This is a genomic window from Vibrio sp. 10N.261.52.A1 (genome assembly GCF_002876325.1).
GTDB lineage: Bacteria > Pseudomonadota > Gammaproteobacteria > Enterobacterales > Vibrionaceae > Vibrio > Vibrio chagasii.
The window spans coordinates 2,063-2,416 of sequence record NZ_MCYD01000779.1 but is presented as its reverse complement, the minus strand read 5'-3'; the positions used below and the strand labels follow the sequence as shown (position 1 = coordinate 2,416).

The window sequence follows — 354 nt, the reverse complement described above, 5'->3', positions numbered from 1 at the left end:
TTATAAGGGTAACCCTAATGTCCACAAAACGAAAGTGCAAGATATTCATCAACGACGTCGAAGTTTTAATCCAAAACAGCAAACAATCAGCAGACACTGTGTCAGGCAAAATGTACGTCACAATGACTGACATTGACGTACCTGACGAAAAGTCCACCTCAGGATACTTCATCAATACTGCGAGACCAATGACTGATTGCCTAGATGTATGGCTTCAACGCTTCAAAGGCTCCTTAAAATCTCATAGAGAGTATGCAAAACTCAACAAAGACATCAAAGTAGCTACAGGCAATATCATTAAAACCATCAATGCTGGTGATAAAGGTAAAAAAGCCATTGGGTGCTTCATTGCTG

General features: G+C 40.1%; 1 protein-coding gene. It reads left to right on the top strand.

Going from position 1 to position 354, the window contains the following annotated elements; all coding sequences use genetic code 11:
• Positions 1-17: 17 nt before the first annotated feature.
• On the top strand, positions 18-354 hold a 337-nt coding region (locus BCT81_RS29370; protein WP_198596912.1), incomplete at its 3' end, for a hypothetical protein.